This is a genomic window from Methanobrevibacter sp., assembly GCF_045646205.1.
Lineage (GTDB): Archaea > Methanobacteriota > Methanobacteria > Methanobacteriales > Methanobacteriaceae > Methanocatella.
On the sequence record NZ_JAZRKF010000059.1, the window covers coordinates 47771 to 70195 of the forward strand.

The 22425-nt window shown below is 33.0% G+C and carries 24 protein-coding genes; 17 read left to right on the forward strand and 7 right to left on the reverse strand.

Translation table 11 applies throughout. From position 1 onward, the window contains the following. Position 1 precedes the first annotated feature (1 nt). Positions 2–400 carry a PaaI family thioesterase gene (locus ACKI44_RS09945; RefSeq protein WP_407423945.1) on the forward strand — a complete coding sequence of 133 codons (399 nt, stop codon included), beginning with the start codon at positions 2–4 and terminating at the stop codon, positions 398–400. A 68-nt stretch (positions 401–468) separates the two neighbouring features. On the opposite strand, the gene ACKI44_RS09950 is transcribed toward ACKI44_RS09945, so the two are convergent. Further along, positions 469–1923, reverse strand: coding sequence for an ATP-binding protein (locus ACKI44_RS09950; RefSeq protein ID WP_407423947.1), 1455 nt, complete (start codon positions 1921–1923; stop codon positions 469–471). Positions 1924–2426: 503 nt separating this feature from the next. Here ACKI44_RS09950 and fbp point away from each other — a divergent pair. Together fbp and ACKI44_RS09960 are read left to right on the forward strand one after the other, a co-directional pair. Further along, positions 2427–3521 (forward strand): fructose-1,6-bisphosphate aldolase/phosphatase, encoded by a 1095-nt coding sequence (fbp, locus tag ACKI44_RS09955; RefSeq protein WP_303735754.1) that lies wholly within the window; start codon positions 2427–2429, stop codon positions 3519–3521. 46 nt (positions 3522–3567) lie between these two features. Then, on the forward strand, positions 3568–6171 hold the full coding sequence (locus ACKI44_RS09960; protein WP_407423950.1) for a transglutaminase domain-containing protein: 2604 nt from the start codon (positions 3568–3570) through the stop codon (positions 6169–6171). A 1-nt stretch (position 6172) separates the two neighbouring features. On the opposite strand, the gene ACKI44_RS09965 is transcribed toward ACKI44_RS09960, so the two are convergent. Continuing rightward, a complete protein-coding gene (locus ACKI44_RS09965; RefSeq protein WP_407423952.1) occupies positions 6173–6418 on the reverse strand; it encodes a DUF3781 domain-containing protein in 246 nt (81 codons plus the stop codon). Positions 6419–6491: 73 nt separating this feature from the next. On the opposite strand from ACKI44_RS09965, the gene ACKI44_RS09970 reads away from it, so the two are divergent. Both ACKI44_RS09970 and ACKI44_RS09975 read left to right on the forward strand, forming a co-directional pair. Further along, positions 6492–7601: an ABC transporter permease gene (locus ACKI44_RS09970; RefSeq protein ID WP_407423954.1), complete on the forward strand. Its 1110-nt coding sequence runs from the start codon at positions 6492–6494 to the stop codon at positions 7599–7601. Positions 7602–7610: 9 nt separating this feature from the next. Then, on the forward strand, positions 7611–8315 hold the full coding sequence (locus ACKI44_RS09975) for an ABC transporter ATP-binding protein (RefSeq protein ID WP_407423956.1): 705 nt from the start codon (positions 7611–7613) through the stop codon (positions 8313–8315). A 19-nt stretch (positions 8316–8334) separates the two neighbouring features. Here ACKI44_RS09975 and ACKI44_RS09980 read toward each other — a convergent pair whose 3' ends face one another. Both ACKI44_RS09980 and pgsA read right to left on the reverse strand, forming a co-directional pair. Further along, on the reverse strand, positions 8335–8586 hold the full coding sequence (locus ACKI44_RS09980; RefSeq protein WP_407423958.1) for a DUF357 domain-containing protein: 252 nt from the start codon (positions 8584–8586) through the stop codon (positions 8335–8337). After that, positions 8583–9149 carry an archaetidylinositol phosphate synthase gene (pgsA, locus tag ACKI44_RS09985; protein ID WP_407423960.1) on the reverse strand — a complete coding sequence of 189 codons (567 nt, stop codon included), beginning with the start codon at positions 9147–9149 and terminating at the stop codon, positions 8583–8585. Before pgsA ends, ACKI44_RS09980 begins: the two co-directional genes overlap by 4 nt. A 61-nt stretch (positions 9150–9210) precedes the next feature. Between pgsA and ACKI44_RS09990 the strand changes: the two genes are divergently transcribed. From ACKI44_RS09990 to ACKI44_RS10010, 5 genes are read left to right on the forward strand one after another with little or no spacing between them, the layout of a single operon-like run. Beyond that, positions 9211–9792 carry an L-threonylcarbamoyladenylate synthase gene (locus tag ACKI44_RS09990; protein WP_407423962.1) on the forward strand — a complete coding sequence of 194 codons (582 nt, stop codon included), beginning with the start codon at positions 9211–9213 and terminating at the stop codon, positions 9790–9792. Between the two features lie 41 nt (positions 9793–9833). Further along, the gene (radB, locus tag ACKI44_RS09995; RefSeq protein ID WP_407423964.1) at positions 9834–10538 is read left to right on the forward strand and encodes a DNA repair and recombination protein RadB; all 705 of its coding nucleotides are present in this window, start codon (positions 9834–9836) and stop codon (positions 10536–10538) included. 56 nt (positions 10539–10594) lie between these two features. Continuing rightward, positions 10595–11758, forward strand: coding sequence for a pyridoxal phosphate-dependent aminotransferase (locus tag ACKI44_RS10000; RefSeq protein ID WP_407423966.1), 1164 nt, complete (start codon positions 10595–10597; stop codon positions 11756–11758). 15 nt (positions 11759–11773) lie between these two features. Next, a complete protein-coding gene (locus ACKI44_RS10005) occupies positions 11774–12487 on the forward strand; it encodes a DUF362 domain-containing protein (protein WP_407423968.1) in 714 nt (237 codons plus the stop codon). A gap of 12 nt (positions 12488–12499) precedes the next feature. Beyond that, the gene (locus ACKI44_RS10010; RefSeq protein WP_407423970.1) at positions 12500–12877 is read left to right on the forward strand and encodes a putative zinc-binding protein; all 378 of its coding nucleotides are present in this window, start codon (positions 12500–12502) and stop codon (positions 12875–12877) included. Here ACKI44_RS10010 and ACKI44_RS10015 read toward each other — a convergent pair. Next, on the reverse strand, positions 12874–14136 hold the full coding sequence (locus tag ACKI44_RS10015; protein ID WP_407423972.1) for an ATP-binding protein: 1263 nt from the start codon (positions 14134–14136) through the stop codon (positions 12874–12876). The genes ACKI44_RS10010 and ACKI44_RS10015 overlap by 4 nt on opposite strands. A gap of 311 nt (positions 14137–14447) precedes the next feature. Then, positions 14448–16226: a ribosome biogenesis/translation initiation ATPase RLI gene (locus tag ACKI44_RS10020; protein WP_407423974.1), complete on the reverse strand. Its 1779-nt coding sequence runs from the start codon at positions 16224–16226 to the stop codon at positions 14448–14450. Positions 16227–16398: 172 nt separating this feature from the next. On the opposite strand from ACKI44_RS10020, the gene pth2 reads away from it, so the two are divergent. The 6 genes from pth2 to ACKI44_RS10050 all read left to right on the forward strand — a co-directional run bounded on the left by pth2 (position 16399) and on the right by ACKI44_RS10050 (position 19945). Beyond that, positions 16399–16737, forward strand: coding sequence for an aminoacyl-tRNA hydrolase (pth2, locus tag ACKI44_RS10025; protein ID WP_407423976.1), 339 nt, complete (start codon positions 16399–16401; stop codon positions 16735–16737). Between the two features lie 45 nt (positions 16738–16782). Next, entirely contained in the window at positions 16783–17451 is a 669-nt protein-coding gene (locus ACKI44_RS10030) for a delta 1-pyrroline-5-carboxylate synthetase (protein ID WP_407423978.1), read from the forward strand. After that, positions 17452–17613: a zinc finger domain-containing protein gene (locus ACKI44_RS10035; RefSeq protein ID WP_058738518.1), complete on the forward strand. Its 162-nt coding sequence runs from the start codon at positions 17452–17454 to the stop codon at positions 17611–17613. Between the two features lie 19 nt (positions 17614–17632). Then, positions 17633–17902: an elongation factor 1-beta gene (locus ACKI44_RS10040; protein WP_303736763.1), complete on the forward strand. Its 270-nt coding sequence runs from the start codon at positions 17633–17635 to the stop codon at positions 17900–17902. Positions 17903–17996: 94 nt separating this feature from the next. After that, a complete protein-coding gene (locus ACKI44_RS10045; RefSeq protein WP_407423980.1) occupies positions 17997–18458 on the forward strand; it encodes a MarR family winged helix-turn-helix transcriptional regulator in 462 nt (153 codons plus the stop codon). 233 nt (positions 18459–18691) lie between these two features. Continuing rightward, entirely contained in the window at positions 18692–19945 is a 1254-nt protein-coding gene (locus ACKI44_RS10050) for a tripartite tricarboxylate transporter permease (RefSeq protein WP_407423982.1), read from the forward strand. Here the strand turns inward: ACKI44_RS10050 and ACKI44_RS10055 are convergent. Next, the gene (locus ACKI44_RS10055) at positions 19942–20880 is read right to left on the reverse strand and encodes a methyltransferase (protein WP_407423984.1); all 939 of its coding nucleotides are present in this window, start codon (positions 20878–20880) and stop codon (positions 19942–19944) included. The two genes, ACKI44_RS10050 and ACKI44_RS10055, sit on opposite strands and share 4 nt — an antisense overlap. Before the next feature lie 109 nt (positions 20881–20989). Here ACKI44_RS10055 and ACKI44_RS10060 point away from each other — a divergent pair, with 109 nt between their 5' ends. Continuing rightward, entirely contained in the window at positions 20990–22423 is a 1434-nt protein-coding gene (locus ACKI44_RS10060; RefSeq protein WP_407423986.1) for a CpaF family protein, read from the forward strand. Positions 22424–22425 lie beyond the last annotated feature (2 nt).

Here is a 22425-nt window from a genome sequence, read left to right on the forward strand (position 1 = left end):
TATGGGTACTTTCAATTCAATTGAAGAAGCAAGAGAATTTTTTAAAAATGATAAATTTGCAATGGGCACGGGAATTTATCTGGATGAACTGAACGATGAATATTGTCAATGCAGCTTAAAAATTGAGGATAATCATAGAAATGCTGTTGGCGGCGTTATGGGTGGAGTAATGTTTACCTTAGCCGATTTTGCATTTGCTGCATTATCTAATCAAATTCATTCACCGACTGTTGCTCAGCAAGTCAGCATTAATTATTTGAGCGCTCCGAAAGGAGAGAAATTAATAGCAAAAGCAATATGCAAGAAAAATGGCCGCAGTTCTTCCATTATCAATGTTGATGTTGTTGATGATACCGGAAGAGATGTTGTTCAATATGTTGGAACTGGTTTTAAATTGTGAAATTAACGGCCTAAAACATGCAATACCCTAAACTTTAGGCAAATTTTTATTTTTTTTCTTATTCTTTCTTACATCAATGAAAATGTTTTATAAGGGACGTATATAATGTTATCCTTTTTTTCTATATTTGATGTCGTGTTAGAAATTATAATTCCATAATCAGAATCATATCTATTTATTGCATTTATTACTTGTCTTTTGCTTTTATCACCATGACCCACTTCAATTGGTATCGGATTCTCAAATCCTTTTTTTACTAAAAAATCAACTCCTCCTTTTTTTGAATCAAAAAATACATCAAAATCAAAATGATTTTCATTATGTTTTAAGTTGAATAAAATGGATGCTATTAAATTTTTCAATAAAATTCCCTCATATTCGTTCTGATTCATGGGTGAAAATCCCCAGTTTTTGTTAATGGCATGTCTTAAACTAGGTGTCGCAAAATAATATTGCCATGATTTTTTTACTCTAGCATTGGGACTGGAGTATGGTTCATAGTGAAATATCAGATGGGTTTTTTCTAGCAGTTCCAGAATTGTATTAACAGTGCTTGGTGAAGATTTTATTAGATTTGCTAATGTATTTTGAGAAATTTCTCCAGGAACCTTTTGTGCTAGAAATTTTAACATACGATAAGCATAATTTTCACTATTCTGATTAATATTATGCAAGGTTTTTAAATCTTTTTCAATGACACTATCTATTGAATATAATAGTTTTTTCAGACTAATCCTATAATTATCATCATTCATTACTGCAGGAAAACCTCCATATTTAAAGTAATTGTCCCAATCTGTAGATTCATACCCTATAATATTGAGTAAGTCCATGCCGATTTGATGTTCTAATTTTTTAGCTTCATCTATTTCTCCATTAAAAATTAAATTGGATAGTGCCTGCTCGATATTACCTGCATTATATTCAAATTTTAAATTTAAATGCTGGGAGTAACTTAGTGGAGATATTTGATATCTTAGCATTCTTCTTGCAGCATCAGAATGATATTCTAATGATATTGCTGAAGATCCTGTAAAAATCATGAATATTTTTTTGCTTTCATCACATATTATTTTTCCAGTCAATGACCAGTTTTTATCAAAATGAGTTTCATCTATCAGTAGGAAAATTTCTCTGTTTAATGTCCTTAGATTACTTTGATGAAATTCTTTTAGGAAATGATTTATAGTTTCAAATATATCGCATTTTGTTACTTTGATTAAGGTTTCACATGAAAAATATAGAATGTGATTTGGAGGAATCTCTTTTTCTTTTAAAAGGTATTCATATGTTTGATAGAGTAGTGTTGTTTTCCCCACTCCTCTTAACCCGGGCAAAACAAAATAACGATTTATATTATCTCCATTTAAAAAATCGTCTACATGTTCTTTCATAATGTGAAAATCAGTTCTATGATTAAATGGCTTGTTCTTATATGATAATTCATCATTTAATGTTATCGGTATGTTATTGATTTGATTTTGTATGAATGCATTTAATGTATTTTTGTCTTCTTGGTCCATTTTATCACCATTATTTTTTATATTGTATATTCATATATAAATAATCATTCGTTATATCGTATAATATTATATAAATAATCATTCTATTAATAATATATGAATCCTAATTTTGTCATGTGAAAAAATTGCATTAAACACAATGGTGTTTTTTAAAATCAATAAATTGATAACATGTTAATATTGGTGTTAAACTATATTTATTTGGAGAATGATGTCTTTTTAAGTTTTAATTTCTATTCATAAGAATTAAAATTTAATTAAAAATGTTTGGAATCTAATTCGAGATAATAAATGTGGTATTAATGATTTCTACTGAAGTGTATATGCTTTCATTAATCAAAGCTTCATGTTACAATTTACTTGATTCAGCACTTAAAAATCAGTTTTGGCGGATAATGTTGTTTGATAAATCATAATTATTATATACTTATCAAGTCAAAAATAATATCATACTAAATTAATTTTTTAAGTTTATATAACTTAATGATATTGAGGTATTTAAAATGAAAACTACTGTTAGTGTAATTAAAGCTGATATCGGAAGTGTTTCTGGTCACTGTGTTGCACACCCAGAATTAATGGATATCTGTGACGAAGTTTTAAACGAAGCTTTAGAAACTGGTATTTTAAACGACTATTATGTTTCCCGTTGTGGAGATGACATTGATTTAATCATGACTCACAACAAAGGTGAAGAAAACGAAGAAGTACACAAAACCGCTTATGATGCATTCATGAAAGCTACTGCAAGAGCTCGTGAATTAAAATTATACGGTGCAGGTCAAGACTTATTATCTGATACTTTCTCCGGTAACATCAAAGGTATGGGCCCTGGTGTAGCAGAAATGGAATTTGAAGAAAGACCATCTGACCCTGTTTTAGTATTCTGTTGTGACAAAACCGAACCTGGTGCATTCAACTTACCAATCTTTAGAATGTTTGCAGATCCATTCAACACTGCAGGTCTTGTAATTGACCCAAGTTTACACGATGGATTCAAATTTGAAGTATTCGATGTAATCGAACACAGAAAAGTTATCTTAGACTGTCCTGAAGAAATGTACGACTTACTCGCATTAATCGGTTCAACCGGAAGATACGTAATTAAAAGAGTATGGAAGAAAAACGGTGAAATCGCAGCTGCAATAAGTACTGAAAGATTAAACTTAATGGCTGGTGAATACGTTGGTAAAGACGACCCAGTAGCAGTTGTAAGAGCACAATCTGGATTCCCTGCTAACGGTGAATGTGTAGATCCATTTGCATTCCCACACATGGTAAGTGGTTGGATGAGAGGATCCCACAATGGTCCAATGATGCCTGTTTCAGAAGCAGAAGCAAACCCAATCAGATTTGACGGACCACCTAGAGTTGTCGGTTTAGGTTTCCAAGTAGCTAATGGTGAATTAGTAGGTCCTGTAGACTTATTTGATGATCCTGCATTTGACCCTACTCGTGAACAAGCTGCTAAAATCGCAACTTACATCAGAAGACACGGTCCATTCGAACCTCACAGATTACCTGCTGAAGAAATGGAATATACTTCCCTTCCTGGTGTAATGACCAAACTCGAAGAAAGATTCGAAGATATGGATTAAATTTAAGAGATTTTTATCTCTTCTTTTTTTTACTTTTTAATAAGAAGTGTTGCTTAAATTTTTAAGCATTTATAAAACTGGCAGTGAACTGGGGGCGGAGAAAATTTCTAATAAAAAATATGCAATGGTTTTTTCTATTGTTTTGATATTTTTCCTTATTATAGGTTCCGTTTCAGCACTGGATTTAAACAATGCAAGTGAAGATAATGCTCTTTTTTCTTCACAGGATTTAGAAGTTAATGATGGCTCCATAGCAATAAGTTCTCCCAGTGAAATTAACGATTCTAATTTAAAGCAAAGTGTTTTATCAGCAAATGATGTCGAATTATATTATAAGAACGGAACTTCATTTAAAGCTGTTTTATCTGATGATGAAGGTTCTTTATTAGCGAATCAAAAAATTATTTTTACAATCAATAATGTTAACTACACCAGAACTACAAACAACGATGGCGTTGCATCCATTGCAATTAACTTGAACTCAGGAATTTATAATATTTCTTCTTTTTATGCAGGCAATGAAAAATATGCTTCTTCATTTACTGAAAATACCGTAAAAGTATTGTCTACAATTGCCGGAAAAGACATTGTGAAGTATTATAAAAACGATACTCAGTATTATGCCACTTTTTTTGATGGTCATGGAAACCCTTTAATCGGTGCTCCAATCACTTTCAATATTAATGGGGTGTTCTATCAAAGGAAAACAAATGAAAACGGTGCTGCAAAGCTTAACATTAATCTAAATCCTGGTGATTATATATTAACTGCAGTTAATTCCATTAACGATGACATGTTTGCAAACCATATCAAGGTATTGCCTACGATTACAGCTGATGAGCTAAACATGTATTATAGGGATGGCCATAAATTCACTGCCAATGTTATTGATGGTGCAGGAAATCCATTGGCTAAAAGCGATGTTGTATTTAATGTTAATGGTGTATTATATACTCGTGTAACTGACAATGAGGGTAATGCCCGTTTAAATATTAATCTTAATGTTGGTGAATATATTATAACTTCAACTGATTACAGAGGTTTGTCAGTTGCTAACAAAATTAAGATTTCAAAATGCAATTCCACTATTAAAGCCAATGATGCTCATATTATTCCAGGCTTTGATAGTGAGTATAAGGTTGTATTGGCCGGTTTAAATAATAAGACAATTCCTTTTGTACCTGTTTATTTCAAATTCAATGGTGTTTCTACAATTGTGGGCACTGATGAAAATGGTGTGGCGACATTACATATTTCAAATCCTTCCAAAGGCAAGTACTCTATTGAATATGAGTTTAAAGGAGACATAAATTATTATCCATATAAATCATCCAGTACTATAATTGTGGCTAATTCAACTACTTTATTAACTGGAAATGATTTAAAAATGTATTATAAAGACGGTTCAAAGTTCAATGTTACTTTAACCGATTTGGATTTAGTCCCGATGGCTAATGAAACTGTCACATTCAATATTAATGGTATGTCATATAAACGTACTACAAATGAAAATGGTGTCGCCGGTTTGAATATTAACTTATATCCGGGCACTTACAAAATTTCGTATTCTTATTCTGATAGGGGTGCTGAAGATTATGATGAGGGATCTAATACTATTGTAGTTTCAAAAATCCCTGCTTATTTATCCACTAATGATTTGAAGTTTCTTTATAGTGACCGTAAACCATTCACTGCAACGTTAACTGATGCCAAGAATAATCCTTTAAAAGACATTGATGTTACTTTCAATATTCATGGTGTGCCATATACCAGAACTACAAATGCTTCTGGTGTTGCTAAATTAAATATTAATTTACCTATAGGTAATTATGAAATCACTACATCAATTAATAGTAATATTTATGAGGCTGATGGCAAATTCAATCATGTTCTGGTTGATGGAGTTATTTTCATGGCGTATGATATAACGATCTATCCGGGTTATACCCGAGATTATTCAGTAACTGCGCTGGACGCTTATGAAAATCCAATTGTAAATGAAGTGATCGAATTCAATTATGCAGGCATATCTAAAAGAGCAGCTACTGATGCTGAAGGTAAAGCTACCATTAGTGTAGGTGGTTTGTCTAAAGGAGATTATCTGATTAATTATTATTGTCCTTCTAGAAATGAGGGTGGTCAAACATATATTTTTGTATCAGAAGCTGTGCTGAATACTAAAAATACGATTTCTGATTTAACCCCATATCTTATTGACTCTCAAAACTGTCAGGTTTCACATCCGGAAATTGTTTCACTTGCAAGACAATTAACTGCCGGTTTGACTAATGATTTAGATAAGGCTCGAGCAATATTTAACTATGTTAGGGATGCGATAGCCTATGATTACTATTATGATACTCTTTATGGTGCAGTAGAAACTCTGCATTTCAAATCAGCAAATTGTGTTGACCAGGCTCATTTGTCCATTGCTTTATATAGGGCAGCAGGTCTTCCTGCAAGATATGTGCATGGAAAATGTACATTCAATAGCGGTAGCACTTACGGTCATTTATGGTCTCAGGTGTTAATTGGTGATACTTGGATTGTCAGTGATACAATCAGCTATTCAAACTCTCTGGGCAAGGTTACCAATTGGAATAACTATAATTACAAATTTTATGGATATTTCCCATATATTGTATTCTAATTCATTTCTTTTTGTGCGCAGTTATTATGGTAAAGCTTGATGCATTAACGGTAATGATAGCGTCGTCAATATCCACATAATAATTTTTGCCTTTTCGTTCAACTAAAGACTCTTTTTTAAGAATTTTGCCTTTGCAGATTTCAACTATGTCTCCTGAAATTCCCAAGTTTTTGGAAATTCTTCCAATGCCCATTTCTGTTGTGTGAACTTTATCGATGTTTTCAATTAGAATGTCCTTATCTTGCATTTTACCACCTATTTTTTGCATGTTAATACATTTTTAAATAAGTTATTTATATATTTAAGATTAATTATTATATATGTCATTCTTAAAATTCATTATTAAAAATCCATTTAGGAGAAAGAACAGTGCTATATTGGCAATTGTAGGTATTTGTATTGGTATTATAGTTATTGTCGCTCTTGGTGGAATCACAAATGGTTTGGTATCAACTTTTGAGGATACGATTCATGCAGGAGGTGCAGATTTTTCCATTTCAGGTAAGGAAACTGGAAACTCTGCTTACGGTACCAACACCATTGATGCAAACTGGACTGATAAAATAGCGAATGTAAGTGGTGTAAGTGAAGCTTATCCGATTTATGTTATCCTGACATCGGTAGGTGATGACTACATGAACACGCTGATTGGAATAGATTCCAACGGTACGACCATGGCGGACATTGTAATCAGTGAGGGAAGGATGTTTAAGAACAATTCCTCGGAGGTAATCTTGGGTAAAATCTATGCTGCAGACAATAATCTCTCTGTTGGGGATAAACTGCAGGTTGACGGTGAAGACTTTGATGTTGTAGGTATTTATGAAACCGGGGACTCCAATATGGCCGGTGGAGTTTTCACATCTATTGAAAAGGTAGCTGAAATCAATGATGATTCAGACAGTGTTTCCAACATTTATGTAAAGGTTGATAAGGGAGCTGATGCTCAGGAAGTTGCAGACAGAATTGATTCAATGTATGGTGATAATATTACTACAGTTTCATCAGTTATGGAAATGAGCCAAATGGCAGACATGTTAAACATGCTTAAAGCATCATCCTGGGGTATTTCTCTTTTGGCAATTGTTGTCGGGGGATTGGGCATTATCAATACAATGTTGATGTCTGTATTTGAAAGAACTCGTGAAATTGGTGTTTTAAAAGCTGTGGGCTGGTCCAATAGAAAAATTTTAACCATGATTGTAGGTGAATCATTGGTTATCACAATTGTGTCAGCCATTATCGGATCGATTATTGGTGTTGTTTTATGCACATTCCTGGCTCCTATGATGGGACTCAATCCTGTATTTACAGCAGAAACTTTCGTTCAGGCATTCGGAATAGCTATTATTGTAGGTATTATTGGAGGATTGTATCCTGCTATTAAAGCGATTAAGTTACCGCCAACTGAAGCATTGAGGTATGAATGAGGTGATTTGATGAGCAATATTGTTGAAATTAATAATTTGGTTAAATCTTATGAAAATGGACATATTAAGGCATTGAACGGAATTGATTTAACAATTAAGGAAGGTGAATTTGTATCCATAATCGGACCTTCAGGTTCAGGCAAATCAACATTGCTTAACATGCTCGGTGCTTTGGATTTGCCGGATTCAGGATCCATTAATGTTGCAGGTTATGATTTACTTTCAAATAAGAAATTAAATGAATTCAGGGCTCAAAAGATTGGATTTGTTTTCCAATTACATAATTTAATCCCGAATTTGTCTGTTGTTGAAAATATTGAAATTCCAATGTTTACATCTAAGATGTCCAATGATGAAATGAGAAAAAGGGCATTGGATTTGCTTGATATTGTAGGTCTTAAGGATAAGGCTTCTCAAAAGCCGTCAAAGTTATCTGGTGGTGAACGTCAGAGGGTTGCAATTGCACGTGCCCTGGCCAACAATCCTTCAATTATATTGGCGGACGAACCAACAGGATCACTGGATTCAAAGACAAGTACTAAAATTCTTAAGCAGTTAATTGATTTGCACAAAACTCAAAACGTCACGCTGATAATTGTCACTCATGATATGGATGTCGCTAAACTTGCAGACCGAACAATTGAAGTTTTGGATGGTAAATTGGTTAATGCCGGTGAAAATTCATTGCTTGAAGACAAAATTAATGTGGATTAATTTCCACAAATTCTTTTTTTTAGTAATCGTCAATCGTGTCATGAATAATTCTAAGGGCGTCAAGCAGGCCGTGAGAATATTCTATACAACCGAATGCGGTTCTCATATCTTTCTTTTCAAGGTAATATTTGGAATCATTCCAATAATCGACTGCCCTGTCGTATACTTCTTTTTCTCTTCCTAAAAACTCAATATGAGCAACCTGATTTAAATTTCTCTCTAATTTTTGAATATCTTTAGCTATTTTTTCTGGACTTTCTAAATCACTCATTTTAACGCCTTCCAAACATGATAGACTCTTTGTCCTACGGTAATGTATGATAAAATTACTAATATGATTATTGTATAGGTAAAGTAAATTGGCTGTGTAAAGTGTCCGATAAGTGCACCAATCATTAGAATAATCATACGAACAGCCCTTTCAGCTATTCCAACACTGCAGTCCACACCCTGTGATTCCGCTCGGGCACGAACATAACTTACAGTAATCGCAGAGTGTATTGCTAAAACCCCAATAAACCAGTCGCAGTATCCTCCAAAGATTATGCCTATGTAGATAATGGCATCGGCAAAACGGTCCATGGTTGAATCAAGAAAAGCTCCAAATTTTGAAGCCCGATTGTGATACCTTGCAACCGCACCGTCAACAACATCTAAAAATCCGGAAAATAAAATACAAATACATCCCAGAATTAATAAATGATTTGCAAAGCCATATGCTGCCAAAATGGCAATAAATGGAGAAATTACAGTTACAATATTCGGATTAATATTTAAATTTCGTGCAACAGGGTTTAAAATTTTTGTTAATAAGGGTCTTAGACTTTCAAGCATACTTAAATATATTAAGAAATTATCATATATAATTATTTAAAAAAATCAAGGTTTATTAAAAATGAAGATATTAAAAACAAGCAATTCCTCACCTGATGAAAAGGTAATCAATGAAGCTATTGATGTATTGGCTGATGATGGAGTTATAATTTATCCAACAGATACCGTTTATGGTCTGGGTGCCAATATATTCAATAATAAGGCCGTTCGCAGAGTTTTTAAAATAAAACAAAGAAATTTGCTAAAGCCATTGTCAATTCTAGTTTCAAATACTGATGCGATAGATGTCGTGGCTAAAATATCTCGATATCAAAAGGATACTCTTGATAAATATCTTCCTGGCCCTTATACGTTTATTTTAAATAAAACGCCAGTTGTTCCACGTGTTGTTACAAGCGGATTAACTCATGTCGGCGTAAGGGTGCCTGAAAATGAAATTGCCTGTAAACTGGCTAAAATATTTCCAATTACTACAACAAGTGCCAATCTCTCTGATGAGGAGGTATTGTCCACACCTGATGAAATTTTGGAACAATTGGGATGTGATGTTGATTTGGTAATTGATGTGGGGCCTTTAGAATCAAAAAATGCATCAACAATAATTGATTTAACCGCACCGCAACCGATTTTTATCCGAAGATAAATCTTCATATTATATATTTTAGTAAAAACAAATGTATTTTCATGAAAGTATTAGCTAACTTTGAGGATAATCATAAAATTCCTACAAATTCAAGTATTGACAATTTGTTGAATGGAGGATTTGAAAAGGGTACGGTTACCCAGATTTTCGGACCTCCTAGTTCTGGAAAAAGCAATGTGGCTTTATGTTTGGCTGTTAATGTGGCAAAAACTGGTAAAAAAGCTATTTATATGGATACTGAAGGTGGAATTTCCATTGATAGAATTAAACAAATTGCAGGCAGTGATTTTTCAGAAGTTGCTAATAATATAATGGTTTTTGAACCGACTACTTTTCAAGAGCAGGGAGAAAATATAGGTGCTATCGAATTATGGCTTAGAAAAAACCATGCCGATACTGACATTTTCATATTGGATTCTGCTGTTGCCTTATATCGTGTTGATGACATGAAATCTTCAAAACTTAATAAGGAATTAGGTAAACAGATGGGCATTTTATCTAAAATAGCCAGATCTTTTGACATTGCAGTTATAGTAACAAATCAGATATACACTGCATTTGATGATGAAGGCAACAATGATATTAGGGCAGTGGGTGGAATGGTTCTTCAATACTGGAGCAAAGTCATTATTCAACTCGAACGTGGCGAGGAAACTAATCAGAGAATTGCTACTTTAAAGCGCCACCGAAGTATTGGCGAAGGCCGGCAAGCCGTTTTCCGAATCACTTCTCGTGGGATAAGTTAGCATTAATTTTATAAGTAACTTAAAATAAATTATTATTTTGTATTACAGTGATTATTATGAGCGATATAAAAAACCCTAAGAAAAAATTTAAAAAAACAGAAAGGGTACCTCCTGAAGGATATGATTCTTCAAACGATTTCTTTGAAGATGTATTCATGGATAAAGATATGATTTGGATGGGTCAAAATACGAACCATCTTCACGGTGATATCATAGCTGATGCAATGGCAAGCTGTGTTAAAGAAAAAGAATATTGTAAGTACCCTCCTCCAGAAGGATTTTCCGAACTCAGACAGTTAGTTTTAGATGATTTAGGCTTTGATAACTGTGAAGTACTATTAACTGCCGGAGCGACCGAATCTTTATATTTATGTATGCAGGCTTTAATAGAGTCTGGAGATAATGTTATATTGTCTGATCCTGGTTACTTTATTATTGGAGACTTTGCAAATCGTTTTGCTCATGATGTAAGGTATGTTCCTGTTTATAATGAAGAATGCGGATATAAATTAACTCCAAAACTTTTAAGGGAGAATATGGATGAAAATACCAAAATGGTCATATTAATCGATCCGTTAAATCCTTTAGGTTCATCTTACACTGAAGAGGAGCTCAAAGAATTTGCCCAAATAGCTATTGAAAATGATATTTACCTATTGCATGATGTAACCTACAAAGACTTTGCACGTGAGCATTTCCTTGTTGAAAATTATGCTCCCGGCCAAACCTTAACAATTTACAGTTTCTCTAAAATATTCGGTATGGCAGGTTTAAGAATCGGTGGAGTAGTTTCATCAAAACCGATAATTGATGTAATTAAAAATGCTTTAGTCAATGATTTGGGTGTTAATATTATTGCACAATATGGAGCTATCGCTGGATTAAAATCAAAAGGCGAATGGGAAGATGAAATCCGTGAAATTTCATTCACTAACCAAAGATTAATCAAAGAAATGGTTGATGAAATTGATGGAGTATTTTTGCCTGTTTATCCGTCTGATGCTAATATGATGGCTGTTGATGTTTCCGGTGCAGGAATAAATCCAAAAGAATTGGCAAATTACCTGTTCAAAAATGGAATTTTTGCAAGAGAAGGAGAATACACTTCAGAACTATTTGGAGACAGATACTTACGTATAAGTTTTTCAATTCCAACTGAAGACATTAAAGTCTTCTGCGAAGAATTCCCAAAAGCTATTGAGGCTTTAAGACAAAAATAATTGAGGGTTAATGATATGCGTATTAGATATCATCAACCTATTCCTAATTTTTATAAAGTTAAAAACCCAACTAATCCTTTAATTTCTATTTCCGATGATTTTTTAACTGATTTGAATCAATTTATTTTAGATGAAGGTTTCATCGGAGTCAGCTATTCAAAATTAAGTGATGATTTTAGAAAAGAATGGGATATTTGTTGGGACAATATACTTATATTGAAATATCTGATGTCTGAAGAGATATTGAAAATGAAGCCCTCAAAAGAAAAAACCAAATTGGAAGATGAGGAATTTCAAAAATTTGGATGCAAAACTTTTGAAGTTGCAGACTTTTTAAGGGAAAATAACTTCAAAGCAGATTTAATCCATCCTTTAGACGACAGGGTAAGTCTAAGATCAATTGCAATGCAGTCAAATGACTGTGTCATTACCCGAAGTAACATGTGCATGTTTAAAGAAGGATTGAACATTGGATTTTTCATGATAACTTCGTCAATAGATAATTTGCCCGTTAACGGTGAAAATGACATGCTTTGGGTTGAAGAGTTCTGTTCAACCTGTGGAGTTTGCATTGACAGATGTCCTGAAAATGCATTTGATGAGGATGAAAAGGTTAAAAGAAAAGTTTGTACTGCCCATAAAGAAGGCTGCAGTAAATGCGTATTGCTCTGTCCTTTTTTCAAAAGAGGATATGATAAGGTTAAAAAAAGATTTGACAGAAAAAACTGAGAGGTAATTAATATGGATGATAAAATTGCTTTAGTATCATGTAGTGGATTAAGCCCATTGGGTTTAGTTGTAAGGGCAGCTACTGTTGAGCTGGCTTTAGATAATGACAACATTGTTGCGGCATGCATTACAGAGTACTCTGCACAGCCAAACAACTGCTCTCCAATTTTGGAAGATGCAAAAATCGTATCAATAACGGGATGCAGTGATGACTGTGTTTCAACGATATTGAATGAAAAAGATATTGGAGTCATTAAAAATATTGATGCGGAAAGCGTCGTCAAGGCATTTAATTTAAATCCTAATGATTCCATAAGATTGGATGATGATGGTGAAGAGGCCGTTAAAGTATTGAAACGATTCATATTGAGTGAAATTAAAGATATTTAAATTTCATCACCCAATAAGAAATCGATAATGTTAAGATGTTTGACTCCTTTGTATGATAAATCATGTGTATCTGTAGTGATTATGTATGTATCATATTTATCGGGGATTTTAAATAATGGTTTGAATTCTCTTTTAGCAGTTTCTTCTGATGATATGGAATAGGATGCTTGTATATAGATATATTCCCCATATTTTTCACAAACATAATCTATTTCTATTTCTTTTTTTTCATTATCACTATTTTCTTCACCTAAACGTCCAACAGTTACATTGTAACCTCTTCTTAAAAGTTCAATGTAAATAATATTTTCAATAACTCGAGGAGCCCATAATCTATTTTTTTCTACAATTGCATGATGAAATCCGTGATCCATTAAATAATATTTTTCTTTAATTTTCATCAATTTTTTTCCTTTAAAATCATATCTTCTACATTTTGAAATGAAGAATGTTTGTTGCAAGTATTCGTTGTATTTTAATAATGTATTTGGTGTAGTGTAAACATCATTACTTTTTAAATAATTTTTAATTTTTTTTGATGAATATGTCTGGCCTATAGAATTCATCATGAACATCGCATATCTTTTTAATAAATCAATATTTTTTATTTTAAAACGATATATGATGTCATTTAGTAATATTGAATTATAAATATCAATTAGTGCTGCTTTTCTACTTTCATCATTTTTCAATGATAAAATACTTGGCATGCCCCCATAATTTAAGTAATAATCTTCAAATAATGCGTTTATTGTTTCTTTAGTTAATTCCATTCCTTCTATTTCATTTTTGTATTGTACTACTTCTTTAAAAGAAAATGGGTATACTGGGATGTTAATATATCTTCCTGCAAGAACTGTGGCTAATTCTCCGGATAATAATTTTGAATTTGAACCTGAAATGTATATATCACAATCTAATGTCACTCTATATCCATTAATACTTTTTTCCCAGTTATCTACTTGTTGAATCTCATCAAAAAACAAATAAACTCTTCCGTCAATGTTTTCAGTTTTTTCATAAATTATTTTGTCTAAATCAATATTATTATCAATCAAATTATATTTTGGTGATTCAAATGAAATAAAAATTATGTTTTCTTTATTTATTCCTTTATTTTCAAGTTCTTCTGCCCAGCTATGGAGAAGGCTAGTTTTTCCAGATCTTCTTATTCCAGTAAATATTTTTACAAAATCTGAGTCCATTACACCTTCAATTTTTTTCAGATAAGTTTCTCGTTTAATATTATTTTTAATCATATTATGTCCTCATTTTTTGCATTGAAAATTAAATGTATTCTTTAAAATTTTATATTCTTATATAAATATAGATTTTTATTTTATATAAATTTATATTTTTATAAAAGTATAATTTTATTTTTTTATGGATTTTGTATTTCTTTGTGAATATTTTTTTTGAATTTTTTGGATTTTATATTTCTTTAGGAATATAAATTTTAAATTTTATAGAATTTGTATTTCTTTAGGAATATAAATTTTTAATTTATGGATTTGGCAATTATTTAGAAATATAAAAAAGTGGTGATGTTAATTGAAGAATATCGCTTATCTTAATCAGATAAGTAGTAATATTCTCCTTTTTCTTTCTGTTCACGATCCAGGTAACTGTCCAACTTATTAACTCTTGGACGTTTTGTTTCTTTATCACGTCTGAATGTAATGTTGAGATTTCCTAAAAATTCATTCATTGATGTTCTTAAATCTGTTGGTTTTGATGCATGGCCTTCAATACCTGGAGTACCGTTGAATACCATAGCCCTATCGGATATGTAATCGATAAATACGATATCGTGGTCTACAATAAGTGATGCTGCGTTTCTGCTTTCAACCATTTTACGAATAACCTTTGCAGCAGTTAATCTTTGTTCAACATCTAAAAATGCTGTTGGTTCGTCGAATAAATATATTTCAGCATCTTTTGATAATGTTGCTGCAATTGCTAATCTTTGAAGTTCCCCACCACTTAGTTTAGAGACTTTTTTATCGAGCATTTCTTCAAGTGCAAACGGTTTCATTATTTCACTTTCAAAGATTTTACTTCCATAACTTGGTGCGTTCATGTATAAAAAGTCACTAACGCTTCCTTCAAAGTCACTTACTAAGTATTGTGGTTTATATGCTATTGTAACTTCTTCATCAACTTCTCCGGCTGTCGGTTTTTCAACGCCCGCCAGCAATTTTGCGAAAGTGGTTTTTCCGATACCGTTTGATCCGAATGCAGTTACTATTTCATCATAGAAAATGTCTCCGGCATCTGCACTTAATTTAAATCCGTCATAATCTTTGGAAATATCTGTGTAACTTGCAATTGCCTCACCTTCATCTTCAGGAGTTGGTGGCCTTATTGTAAACTCAATAGGGTTTCTGCGTATCCTCACGTTTTCTTCAGATAAAAATCCATTGATGTAGGCATTAATACCAATTCTAACACCTTTTCTTCCAGATACAACACCGTATCCTCCGGGAGTACCATATAATATGTGGATGTTGTCTGATAATGCATCAAGGGTAGCGAGGTCGTGTTCAATTACCAAAACACTTTTTCCTTCTTCTGCAAGTGACCTGATAACTTTTACAGCGTTTAATCTTTGGGATACATCCAGCCATGATGTAGGTTCGTCGAAGTAATAGAAATCTCCTTCTCTTAAAACTGTAGCAGCTATTGCAACTCTTTGAAGTTCTCCACCGCTCAGGTTCTCCATTTTTCTGTCAAGCACATTTTCAAGCTGCAATTCCTTGCAAACATATTCAAGTTTGTCTCTTTCATTAACGTTTTCAAGCAAATCTTTTACTTTTCCTTTAACGACTTTTGGAAGTTGATCTACCATCTGAGGTTTCAGGATAGCTTTAATTTCACCGTCTGATAGTTTTGAAAAATATGTTTGAAGTGAGGACCCTTTGTAGTATTCTATTACTTCGTCCCAGTTTTCCTGAGGATTTTCAAAGTCTCCGAAGTTTGGAATAAGGTTTCCTGATAATATGTTCATTATAGTTGATTTACCGATACCGTTCGGTCCCAAAAGTCCGAGAACGGTTCCCTCTTCCAAACTTGGAAGTCCAAAGAGTTCAAATTGGTTTTGGCCAAACCTGTGGATTGGCTCTCCAACAGCTTCAGGTAAGTTAATAATACTGATTGCATCAAATGGGCATCTGTTGGTACAGATACCGCAACCTTCACATAATTGCTCTGATATTAAAGGTTTTTTTGTATCTTCGTCTATAACTATGGTGTCTTCATCCATTCTGACACCCGGACAGTAACTAATACAAAGATAATCACATTTTTTCGGTTGACATCTGTCCTTGTCAAGTATTGAAATACGACTCATTAATAATTCTCCTAAATTAAAAAATAATCTTTAATATTAAAATTATGTTTTTACTGATTTTTAAACTTTAATGAAAAATGGCTTTTTTCATGCTTATTTTCCTTTTCATAAATATTATATACTAATCCCTACTAAATTAATAGTAATTAATCATCCGAATTAAAGTGATTCTATGAAACAGGTAATGGTCGTAAGAACAGATTTAAAAATGGGCAAGGGAAAAATTGCCGCCCAGTGTTGTCACGGATCTATTGGGTCTTATAAAAAATCCAGTAAAGAAAAGATTAGAAAATGGGAAAATGAGGCTTATGCTAAAGTGGTATGTAAAGTAAAGACTGTAGATGAGTTATTGGCTTTGAAAAGGCATGCTGATGAGAAAGGTTTGGCCAATTATTTGGTAGTTGATGCTGGAAGGACTCAGATACCTACATCAAGCGTTACAGTTTTGGCAATCGGGCCTGATGAAGATGAAATTATTGACGAAGTGACTGGGGATTTAAAACTTTTATGAGTCAAGTATCATTTTAATGATAGCTCTTTTTAATTAAACGTGGGTGTGATTAATATCATAAAACAGGTTGTAAAAATTGGGGGAAGTTTATTTCCAGATTATGCTATTGGACTGGCAAAAAAGTTAGAAAACACCAATTCATTAATTATTTTGGGTGGTGGCGAGTTTGCAAATCTTATTCGTAAATATGACTCAACTCAAAACTTTTCTTCTGAAGTGACACATTATACTGCAATTGATTGTATGGATATTCTTGCAAAACTGGTAAATGATAAAGTGGATTCTGCAAAACTTGCATATTCTATTGAAGAAGCTCAAAAGATATCTGATGAAAATTTAACTCCTATTTTTGTTGTTTCTGAATTTTTAAAAAAAGAAGATCCCTTTGAATGCTCATGGGATGTTACTTCAGATTCAATTGCAGCTTATGTTTCACACTCTTTAAATGCAAACCTTTTAATAGTAACAAATGTAAATGGTATATATACCCGAGAACCTAGTGAGGAAGGTTCAAAGTTTATTAATAAAATTGATGCTAAAAAACTGCTAACTTTTGAAGAGTCATCAATTGATTTAATGTTGCCTTCTCTTTTGATTGAATTCGGGACTAATTGTTATGTTGTAAATGGAATGTATCCTGAAAGGGTTTTATCTCTTATTGATGATAATATAAATGATTACAATTTCGATTACACACTAATAATAGGTGATTAGATGAAAGAAGTAGAATGTATTTCATGTAAACAAGAAATCCCATTAACTGGTCCGTTCGTTGAATTCGAATGCCCAGAATGTGGAGCAAAAATCGCAAGATGTGAAAAATGTCGTACCTTTGGTCACGCTTACAAATGTGAATGTGGATTTGAAGGTCCTTAAATTAATTGGAGGAATTTAAATGGCTGAAGTATTAGCAACTATGAAAATTATGCCTGAAAGTCCTGAAGTAGACTTAGACGCATTAAAAGAAACTATTGAAAACGGATTACCAGAAGATGCTGAATTCCAAAATATTTCTGAAGAACCAATTGCATTTGGTTTAGTAGCTTTAATTTTAAACTTCACTATTGAAGATGGTGAAGGTGGAACAGAATCTACCGAAGAATTCATCTCTGGTTTAGACGACGTAGCTAGTATTGAAATTACTGGTATTGGAAGATTAATGTAAATCTTTCAAAATCTTTTTTTATTTTTTGTTTTAATGATTGTTGCATTAAGCAACATTTATATACTTTAATATTCATATTATTTTATGTGATAATATGAAAAATTATGAAGATATTATAAACAATTCACCATTTATTTTAAATCATTTAATTTCACTTAAGGAAACTCATGACTATTATCTGAATCAATTTCTTAAAAAGGAAACGGAAATATCTTATTCTCAATACTATATGTTCATGCTGCTCTATTATGAACCTGATGTTAACCAGTCAGACATTGCAAAGGCCTGTTTCATGAACCGCAGCGGCGTTTCCAGAACATTTTCCGAATTCGAAAGGAAAGGCTTGATTAAAAGGGAAATCAATCCGAATAATAAACGGGAATATATCACTACATTAACTGAAAAAGGATTAAAGACTGCAAAATTTTTGGAAGAAAAGGAACTTGAATGGGATGCAATGATTTGTGAGGAATTGGATTTAAATCGCGATGAACTGATGGACTTATTGTCCAAGCTATCTATGAAATCATTGAATTTCAACAGAAAGACTTTTTAGTTGTCATCATCATATAAGTATTCTAATTCTGATTCATCAATCAGGTCAGATCCGCATTCTTCACATACCATATTTGATGGGTCATTCAAACATCCGCAAACTGAACAAGTAATCATACTATCACCTCTTGTATATACTTTGTGTATATCTATATATAAAACTTATTGACTCAAAGCAATTTTTACGAGTGGCTTCAACAAGCTTTAAAAAGTACTTTAACTCACAAAATATCTATGTTTGACTTAGTAATTGCATGTTTTATCGGAATATTAATAGGAACAACAACGGGAATGGTGCCAGGCATTCATGTAAATACGGCCGGAGCAATACTTTTTGCCTCATCAACATTCTTGTTAACTTTTTTAAGCCCGGAATTTCTTTGTGTACTGATGGTTGCAATGTCAATCGCTCATGCGCTTATAGAATTCGTTCCTTCAATGCTTTTGGGGGTTCCCGAGGAAGGGACGGCCACATCCATACTTCCAGGCCACAGGATGGTATTGCAGGGGCGTGCAAAGGAAGTTATAAGAATTGTATGTGTCGGCGGTTTTGGAGCTATTTTAGTTACAATTCTAATGCTTCCAATATTTTCCATTGTTTTGCCAATGCTTCATGAAGTATCCAAACCATTCACCTGGATGATTCTGCTTTTCGCTTCAATTTATTTGACTTATAACCTTACAAGTAATCATAGGGACTTTTTGTGGTCTCTTTTGTTGTTTGTACTATCTGGAATTTTAGGATGGACGATTTTTCAAACTCCAATTTCATCTGGGGTCACATTAATGTGTACTTTTTCAGGTTTGTTCGGTATAAGTACGATTCTATTCAGTTTAAATGATAATTCGACCCTTCCTCATCAGAATTCATTTTATGATTTAAACATTGATTTCAACAAATTCAAAAGTATTTTTGCCGGAGGAATCACCGGTGCCATACTGGGTTTTCTGCCAGGTTTCGGTCCGGCTCAGGGAACGGTCATTGCACAGGCTGCAAGTGGTACAAGCGATAATGATGACGATGATACTGTCAATTTTTTGCTTGCAACTTCCGGATTGAATATTTCGGATTGTCTTTTTTCATTAATGGCAATTTACATTATCGGAAATCCTCGAAGCGGTATTGCAGTATATATGTCTTATTTAATTTCTGAAATGTCTTTAAATCATTTAATAATCTACATTTTTGCTTCTCTTTTAGCAGTATCTGTATCTCTGGTTTTGGCATTGAAATTGGGGGATTCCTTTTCCAAACTAATGGGTGGTGTTGATTATAAAAAACTGTCAATAGGAGTAATTCTGCTTCAAATTCTGATATTGTTTATCTTCATTTTTTATTATGAAGCTCCTGTTCCTTATATGATATTAGCTTTAATTACTTCAACTGCAATGGGAATGCTTCCTCATTATCTTGGAGTTGGAAAATCTCACTTGATGGGAGTTCTGATTATTCCGGCCATTGTAATCTATATGCAGATGTTTATCTAGATAATTAATACATTATCTGATATTTCTTCTGCTTTTTTTATTATTTCTTCTGCATCATCGCCTGGAAACGAATCAATTACACATAAATCCACTTTATCGCATTTCAAATCTTCAAAAGCCTCATTATGTATTTCATAACCTTCTTTTATTCCGTTAACTTCCAATGTTTCCTTTAAGTTGGCAATAGCTTCGGGATAAATGTCATTAAATATTACCTTTTCAAATCCATATTTTAACAGGTAGGTTCCTATTGCACCACTGCCACACATTGCATCAATTGCTGTGCCCTGTTCAATTTCATTATTTTTCAGATAGTTGTGTAGTTTGACGAGCTTTGATTCTGTTGTAGGTGCCACTTCTATGTGGTGTTTGCTTTGATGTTTGTTGATTATTATTTTTTCACCAAGTAAGGTTCTCATGACGTTTGTCTGCATGTCGCATCCATCTAGAAGTTCGAAATGATTTATTTCACTGTTTTTATTAAGCTGTCCGACAGTTTCGGTAGGACTTCCTTTCATCACTCCTTTTACTTCAGGCACTTCTTTTAGTAATCTTTCACTTACTTTTGGGGTGAAATCCGGATGCAGCAATATTAATGTCTTTTCATTAATGAATTGGGGATTTAGACTGCTGTAATAAAACTCACTTAATGGTACGGGACTGTTTCGCCTAAGAGAAGCTTTCTCACTCACTATTTCTTCTTCCATCATTATTTTTAAAATATGGCTCATTACAATGTCCAATGGTCTTTTACCGCATTCACATCTTTTATATTCTGCGTTCAATTCATCAAAATCAACTACGTCCTTTAAGGGGCTGAATTTTTTAATCTGTATGTCTTCACATTTTTCGCATTCATGCAATTTTTCAATTTTCTGGCTTAAATTTTCAAAGCTTGTGTAACAGTTATTGCCACAACTACATTTTCCCGTCATATTTTAATATTGATTTTACTTTATAATTATAATTTCACTCGTAATAAAAATTTATTAATAAGTATTACAAATACTATTTTTACAAAAAATTTCAAAAAACGGTGATTAAATGAACGAAGTAAAAAGCACTAATAACCTAATACAAACATATGAAGTATTTAAACAGAAATACACTCCTCAAGAAGAAGTATTATTATCTGAAATTAGGGAAAACCTTGTGGATTTAGCAATTTCTACTGGTGAGAACTTTCAGCTTAATGAGAATAAATTATTCAACGATATCAAAAATTTTCTGCTTTCAAGACTGTCTTTTGAATCAGGTAATATGTCAAAGGAATATATCGACTCCTTGGCTCAAAAGTTGCTTCAGGATATAGTGGGATACGGCCAGATTGACCCGTTAATTCATGACGATGATTTGGAAGAGATTATGGTTATCGGCATTAATAAACCCGTTTTTGTATATCACAGAAAATACGGGATGATGAAAACCAACATTGTTTTTAAGGATGAGGAGGAATTGACAGACCTTATAGATGTAATGGCAAGACAGATTAACCGGAGAATAGACCAGGAGTCCCCAATCCTTGATGGAAGACTGATGGATGGTTCAAGAATTAACGCTACGATTCCTCCAGTTTCTGCAGACGGACCTTCATTAACCATACGTAAATTCAAAAAAGATCCCTTAACCATCATTGATTTGATTAAATTCAACACGATTTCAATTGAACTTGCAGCATTTTTCTGGCTGTGCTTTGATGGTTTGGGTGTAAAATCAGCTAATGCAATTATCTCCGGCGGTACCAGTTCCGGTAAAACAACAACCCTGAATGCATTAACTTCTTTAATCAATCCAAAGGAAAGAATCATCACTATTGAGGATACATTGGAACTTCAAATCCCTCATGAACACGTTATACGCATGGAAACAAGGCCTTCCAACACGGAAAATCGTGGGGAGTTGACAATGAATGATCTGGTGAAAAATTCCTTAAGACAAAGGCCAGATAGAATAATCGTCGGTGAGGTCCGTGCAAATGAGGCAATAACATTATTCACTGCATTAAATACGGGGCATTCGGGATTTGGAACACTTCACTCCAATGATGCAAGAGAAACCATTACTCGCCTTACCAATGAACCGATGTCCGTTCCGGAAATTATGATTACTGCAATTGATTTTATTATCATGCAAAACAGAATATACAGACCAGACGGTGTCTCATACAGAAGAATCAGTGAAGTTGCAGAAATTGCAGGTATAGAAGAAGGTACAGTTCAGTTAAATAAGATATTTGAATGGAATCCGGAAACAGATAAAATAGAAAATGTCAGTGTCGCTTCAAAAACATTAACTGAGATTGCTAAGTTAAGTGGAAGAACTTTAAATGATTTATATAAGGAAATTGGTAACAGGCAACTTGTTTTGGAGCATATGATTAATCACGACATCCGTTCCGTTGAAGGCGTTCAGGCGGTTCTGGAATTATATTATAAAAATCCTCAAAATGTATTGAATCAGATTATAAATAAGGTGTGAGC